The organism is Mesorhizobium silamurunense, from assembly GCF_014843825.1.
GTDB classification, from domain to species: domain Bacteria; phylum Pseudomonadota; class Alphaproteobacteria; order Rhizobiales; family Rhizobiaceae; genus Mesorhizobium; species Mesorhizobium silamurunense.
On the sequence record NZ_JHQR01000057.1, the window covers coordinates 22,153 to 28,152 of the forward strand.

Consider the following 6,000-nt stretch of genomic DNA (forward strand, 5'->3'; position numbering starts at 1 on the left):
GAACCTAAGTTCGCCTTCATGCAAGGCAAGCCCGATCGGCTGGGCCAGCGGGCCGTCACTTGCCGGCCAGCCCTTATCTGCCGGCCAGAATATCCTTGATCAGCCGCTGGCAGCGATCGGCCATGAAATCAAGCAGCAAGCGCACCTTCGGGTCCTGCAGCTTCTTGTGCGGATAGACGGCGGCGAACTGCACCGGCGTCGGCGGCGTCTTCGCCAGGATCACCTTCAGCCGCTGGTCGCGGATGAAGGGTTCCACCTCGAAGCGCGGCTTGTTGATGATGCCGCGCCCCGACAGCGCCCAGCCGGTGAGCACATCGCCGTCGTCCGTGTCGTAAGGGCCATGCACTTCGAGCTTCTGCACGCCGGTCGGCGTCTGCAGCGTCCAGACGAATTCGCGCGTGCCGGCATAGCGCAGCATCAGGCAGTCATGCTTCTTGCCGACCAGTTCCTGCGGTTCGGACGGTTCGCCGCGCGCTTCCAGATATTTCGGCGCCGCCACCAGCACGCGCTCGCATTCCATGATGCCGCGCATCCGAAGGCTGGAATCCTCGATGATGCCAAGCCGGAAGGCGACGTCGATGCCTTCCTTCATGATGTCGACATTGTGGTCGGAGAGCCTGAGCCGCACCTCGATATCGGGGTATCTGTCGTGGAAGTCCGGAATGCCGGAGGCGATCAGCCGCCGGCCGAGGCCGAGCGGGGCAGTCACCTTGATCGTGCCGCGCGGCTGGCCGGAGAGCGCGGCGACAGCGGCCTCCGCCTCGGTGATGGCGTCCAGCACCTGCTTGGCGCCGGTGTAGAAGACCGTGCCATGCTCGGTCGGCATCAATTGCCTGGTCGTGCGGTTGAACAGCCTGACGCCGAGGTGCTTCTCCAGTTCCTTGATGCGGTTGGAGGCCACGGCCGGCGAGATGCGCATGTCGCGACCCGCCGCCGACAAATTGCCGAGCTCGACGACACGGACGAAGACGGCGATGTTGTCGAGATAGGCCATACGGCGTTCGTGGCTCTCAAAGGGCTGTGTGGGGTAACCCTAGTATTTTCCATTTTTTTTTGAAAGTCATCGCGCACCTCGCCTCTTTTCGTTTGCGCTCCAGACCGTAAAGTCGCCTGATCGGCAGGGACGATTTCCCGGGGACGGCTGCAATGATGGATTTCGCGATTTTCTGGGACTGGCTGAGCTTCGCCGTCCGCTGGCTGCATGTCATCACCGGCATCGCCTGGATCGGCTCGTCCTTCTATTTCGTCGCCCTCGATCTCGGGTTGCGGCAGCGTCCGGGCCTGCCTGCCGGCGCCTTCGGCGAGGAATGGCAGGTGCATGGCGGCGGCTTCTACCACATCCAGAAATATCTGGTGGCGCCGGCCGAAATGCCGGAGCATCTCACCTGGTTCAAATGGGAATCCTACGCCACCTGGCTGTCGGGCTTCGCGATGCTCTGCGTGGTCTACTACGCCGGCGCCGATCTGTTCCTGATCGATCCCAACGTGCTCAACATCTCGGTGCCGGTCGGCATCCTGCTGTCGCTGGCCACCATCGGCGTCGGCTGGATCGTCTATGACCTGCTCTGCCGCTCGCCGCTAGGCAAAAGCGACACCGGCCTGATGCTGGTGCTCTATTGCGTGCTGGTGTTCATCGCCTGGGGATTGACGCACCTCTTCACCGGCCGCGCCGCCTTCCTGCATCTCGGCGCCATCACCGCCACGATCATGTCGGCCAACGTCTTCATGGTCATCATCCCCAATCAGAAGATCGTCGTCGCCGACCTGATCGCCGGCCGCAAGCCGGACCCGAAATACGGCAAGATCGCCAAGCAGCGCTCGCTGCACAACAACTACCTGACCTTGCCGGTCCTGTTCCTGATGCTGTCGAACCACTACCCGCTGGCGTTCGGCACTGAGTTCAACTGGGTCATCGCCTCGCTGGTCTTCATCATCGGCGTGCTGATCCGGCACTATTTCAACACGGTGCACGCTCGCAAGGGCAACCCGACCTGGACCTGGCTCGGCGCCGCCGTGCTGTTCATGATCATCATCTGGCTGTCGACCGTGCCGAAGGTTTTGACCGGCGAGCCGAAAACCTCCGCCGCATCCGCCGCGGCCCAGGTCTATATGGCTTCGGCCCATTTTTCGGCCGTGCGCGACACCGTGCTAGGCCGCTGTTCGATGTGCCATGCCGAGGAGCCGGTCTACGAAGGCATCTACCACGCGCCGAAGGGCGTGATGCTCGACACCGACGCGCGCATCGCCGAGCATGCGCGTGAAATCTACCTCCAGGCCGGCCGCGCCCACGCTATGCCGCCCGCCAACGTCACCCAGATAACCGACCAGGAACGAGCCCTTTTGGTGGCTTGGTTCGAAGGCGCCGGAAAGTAAGCATGACATCAAAGCTCCTGCGTGGCCGCACGCTCTCCTTCCTGCGCTGGCCCGAAGCGATAGACGACCGTTCCGCCTGGCGCTACGAAGAGGATGGCGGGCTGCTGATCGATAATGGCAAGATCATTGCCGCCGGTCCGTATGCCGAGGTCCGGAAGCGCGCGGCCGCCGGCGCCGAGACGATCGATCATCGCCCGCATCTCATCCTGCCGGGTTTCATCGACGCGCATGTGCATTTCCCGCAGATGCAGGTCATCGCATCCTACGGCGCCGAACTGCTCGACTGGCTGAACAAATACACCTTCCCGGAGGAGTCTAAGTTCCAGAACGCGCAGCATGGCCGCCGCATCGCCAGGCTCTTCCTCGACGAGATGATGCGCCAAGGCACGACGACCGTCGTCGCCTATTGCTCGGTGCACAAATCTTCCGCCGAAGCCTTCTTCGCCGAATCGCATGACCGCAACATGCTCAACATCGCCGGCAAGGTGATGATGGACCGCAATGCGCCGGACGGCGTGCTCGACACGCCGCAGACCGGCTATGACGACACCAAGGCGCTGATTGCCGAATGGCACGGCAAGGGCCGCCAGCTTTATGCCATCACGCCGCGCTTCGCCATCACCTCCTCGCCCGAGCAGATGGAAATGGCCGGCGCGCTCTGCCGCGAGCATCCCGATCTCCACATGCAGACGCATCTGTCGGAGAACCACGCCGAGATCGCCTTCACCCAGGAGCTCTATCCCTGGTCGCGCGACTACACCGACGTCTATGAGCATTACGGCCTGCTGGGGAAAAAGAGCCTGTTCGGCCACTGCATCCACCTGTCGGAACGCGAGGCGGACGCGCTGTCGCAATCGGGCTCGGTGGCGGTGTTCTGCCCAACCTCCAACCTTTTCCTCGGCTCCGGCCTGTTCGACTACCAACGCTATCGCCGGCGCGAGAAGCCGCTCAGGATCGCGGCAGCCACCGATGTCGGCGGCGGCACCAATTATTCGATGCTGCGCACCATGGACGAAGGCTACAAGGTGATCGCGCTGAACGGCGAGAAGCTGAACCCCTTCCAGTCCTACTGGCAATTGACGCGCGGCAACGCCGAGGCGCTGTCGGTTTCCGAAAAAATAGGCACTCTCGATGAAGGCACCGATGCCGACATCGTCGTGCTCGACGCTCACGCCACGCCGGCGATGCGGCTGAGGATGGAGACGGTTGAAACGCTGGCGGAAGAACTCTTCCTGCTGCAGACGCTGGGCGACGATCGCGCCGTGCGCGAGGTCTATGTGGCGGGCCGGCCGGCAAAGAGCGCGATTGTCGCATAGATTAAGTGCGCTCTTCGCTTGACCCCGCGTCAGCCATCGGCCAAAGCGTGCGTCGACATTTGACAGGGGAACGCCATGGCTGCCGCCGACGACATCGCTCTGATCAAGAAACAGGAGGCCACGCTGGTCTTCCCGGCCTTCGACGAGGCCGTGGCCTTCGAGGTCGGCTCGGCGATCAGAGACCGGGCGCTCAAGGAAAACCTGCCCATCATCGTCGACATCAGGACGTTCGACCGGCAATTGTTCTATGCCGCGATGCCGGGCTCGAACGCCTCCAATCCGGACTGGGCGCGGCGCAAGATCAATGTCGTGAAGCGCTATTTGAGAAGCACCTATCGCATGGTGCTGGAGCAGCAGCGGCCCGACCGCACCTTCAAGGTCGGCGAGGGTCTGGACATTGCCGACTACGTGCTTGCCGGCGGCGGCTTTCCCGTCACCGTGAAGGGCGCCGGCGTGATCGGCGTCATCGCCGTCTCGGGCCTGCCTGAGCGCGAGGACCACGGTGTCGTGGTCGATGCGCTTTGCGCCCATCTTGGCGCTGATCGTAAGCAATTAGCCCTGCCGCCGGAAGAAAAGTCGTGACGCCGGCGCTGCCCCTCATCCGCCTGCCGGCACCTTCTCCCCGTGAAAGACGGGGAGAAGGGACTTGGCCGCAACGCTGCCGATCCCCCTCTCCCCGTTCTTCACGGGGAGAGGGTAAGGGTGAGGGGCGGCGCCGGCGGTTGCTCAGTCTGCAGAACACCGATGGCGGCCAAGTATGACCTTGCTCGATCCAAAAACATTCCTCAGCGCGATCTTCAACGCGGCCGTCGCCGCCGCTGACCCAGAGAAGACGATCCGCAATCATTTGCCGGCGAAACCGAAGGGCCGCACCATCGTCATCGGCGCCGGCAAGGGCTCGGCCCAGATGGCGGCGGCTTTCGAGAAGGTCTGGGACGGGCCGATCGACGGGCTGGTCGTCACCCGCTACGGCTATGGCGCCAAATGCGAGCGCATCGAGATCATCGAGGCGGCGCATCCTGTTCCCGATGCCGCCGGCCTCGAGGCCTCGCGCCGGCTCTTGGAGAAGGTGCGCGGGCTCACCGTCGACGATCTGGTGGTGGCGCTGATTTCGGGGGGCGGCTCGGCGCTGCTGCCGTCTCCCGCGCCCGGCCTGACTTTAGCCGACGAGATCGCCGTCAATGAGGCGCTGCTCGCCTCCGGCGCGCCGATCGCGGCGATGAACACCATCCGCAAGCATGTTTCGACCATCAAGGGCGGGCGCCTCGCCGCCGCCGCCCATCCGGCCAGGGTGGTGTCGCTGGTGGTTTCGGACATCCCCGGCGACAATCCGGCAATGGTCGCCTCGGGTCCGACCGTCCCCGATACCGGCAGCCGTGCGGACGCGCTGGGCTCGATCGCCGCCTATGGCATGAAGCTCCCGACCTCGGTCATGGCGCATATCAACTCGCCTGAGGCCGATGCGCCGCGACAGGGCGATCCGCGCTTTGCCGGCAATGAGGTGCACCTGATTGCCTCGGCCGGCGTCTCGCTGGAAGCGGCGGCTGCCGAAGCGAAACGGCAGGGCTTCGAGGCCGTCATCCTGTCGGATTCGATCGAGGGCGAGGCGCGTGAGGTCGGCGGCGTCCATGCCGCGATCGCGCGTGAGGTGGCGACGCGCAACCGGCCCTTCGCCAAGCCGGTGCTGATCCTCTCCGGCGGCGAGACCACGGTGACGCTGCGGGCTAAAGGCAAGGGCGGCCGCAATTCCGAATTCCTGCTCGCCTTTGCCATTGGCGTCGACGGCATCGATGGCATTCATGCTTTAGCCGCCGACACAGACGGTATCGACGGCTCCGAGAACAATGCCGGCGCGTTCGCCGACGGCTCGACGGTGTCGCGCATGCGCGCCGCGGACGTCGACGCCAAAGCGATGCTTGCCGGCAATAATGCCTGGACGGCCTTCAATGCTGTAGATGATCTCTTCGTGCCCGGCCCGACCGGCACGAACGTCAACGATCTGAGGGCGATTCTGGTCCGTTAAGCCTGCCGCATTGCTCCTGCACAAGCGTAGGACGCCCCTCATCCGCCTGCCGGCACCTTCTCCGCGTATAGTGACGGGGAGAAGGCGGACTGGCCGCAGCGCCGGGACCAGTTCTGCAACGCTGGTGGTTGGCGAAATCATGCGCGACAGCGTCTTTCTCCCAGTCACTATACGGGGAGAAATGCCCGGCAGGGCAATGAGGGGCGGCGCAGACAGGCGATCCTTAATCGTCGCGTTGCAACAGGTCATTTCAACACTCTGGCTAGGGTCAGGACCCATTAATTTGTT

General features: G+C 63.9%; 5 protein-coding genes. 4 read left to right on the forward strand and 1 reads right to left on the reverse strand.

Annotated features, from left to right (window positions below; genetic code table 11):
• Positions 1 to 73: 73 nt before the first annotated feature.
• A complete protein-coding gene (locus DH10_RS06425) occupies positions 74 to 994 on the reverse strand; it encodes a LysR family transcriptional regulator (RefSeq protein WP_192250873.1) in 921 nt (306 codons plus the stop codon).
• A gap of 152 nt (positions 995 to 1,146) precedes the next feature.
• On the opposite strand from DH10_RS06425, the gene DH10_RS06430 reads away from it, so the two are divergent.
• From DH10_RS06430 to DH10_RS06445, 4 genes are all read left to right on the forward strand, one after another.
• Positions 1,147 to 2,373, forward strand: a complete 1,227-nt coding sequence (locus tag DH10_RS06430) for a urate hydroxylase PuuD (protein ID WP_192250876.1) — start codon at positions 1,147 to 1,149, stop codon at positions 2,371 to 2,373.
• A gap of 2 nt (positions 2,374 to 2,375) precedes the next feature.
• Complete coding sequence (gene guaD, locus DH10_RS06435) at positions 2,376 to 3,689, forward strand: guanine deaminase (RefSeq protein WP_192250879.1); 1,314 nt, start codon at positions 2,376 to 2,378, stop codon at positions 3,687 to 3,689.
• Positions 3,690 to 3,764: 75 nt separating this feature from the next.
• Positions 3,765 to 4,271 carry a heme-degrading domain-containing protein gene (locus tag DH10_RS06440; protein WP_192250882.1) on the forward strand — a complete coding sequence of 169 codons (507 nt, stop codon included), beginning with the start codon at positions 3,765 to 3,767 and terminating at the stop codon, positions 4,269 to 4,271.
• Between the two features lie 175 nt (positions 4,272 to 4,446).
• A complete protein-coding gene (locus tag DH10_RS06445) occupies positions 4,447 to 5,712 on the forward strand; it encodes a glycerate kinase type-2 family protein (RefSeq protein ID WP_192384496.1) in 1,266 nt (421 codons plus the stop codon).
• Positions 5,713 to 6,000 lie beyond the last annotated feature (288 nt).

Bases quoted from the DNA above. Each gene is read 5' to 3' on its own strand.
- guaD (WP_192250879.1), top strand. From the start codon at position 2,376: ATGACATCAAAGCTCCTGCGTGGCCGCACGCTCTCCTTCCTGCGCTGG.
- DH10_RS06430 (WP_192250876.1), top strand. From the start codon at position 1,147: ATGATGGATTTCGCGATTTTCTGGGACTGGCTGAGCTTCGCCGTCCGC.
- DH10_RS06445 (WP_192384496.1), top strand. From the start codon at position 4,447: ATGACCTTGCTCGATCCAAAAACATTCCTCAGCGCGATCTTCAACGCG.
- DH10_RS06440 (WP_192250882.1), top strand. From the start codon at position 3,765: ATGGCTGCCGCCGACGACATCGCTCTGATCAAGAAACAGGAGGCCACG.
- DH10_RS06425 (WP_192250873.1), bottom strand. From the start codon at position 994: ATGGCCTATCTCGACAACATCGCCGTCTTCGTCCGTGTCGTCGAGCTC.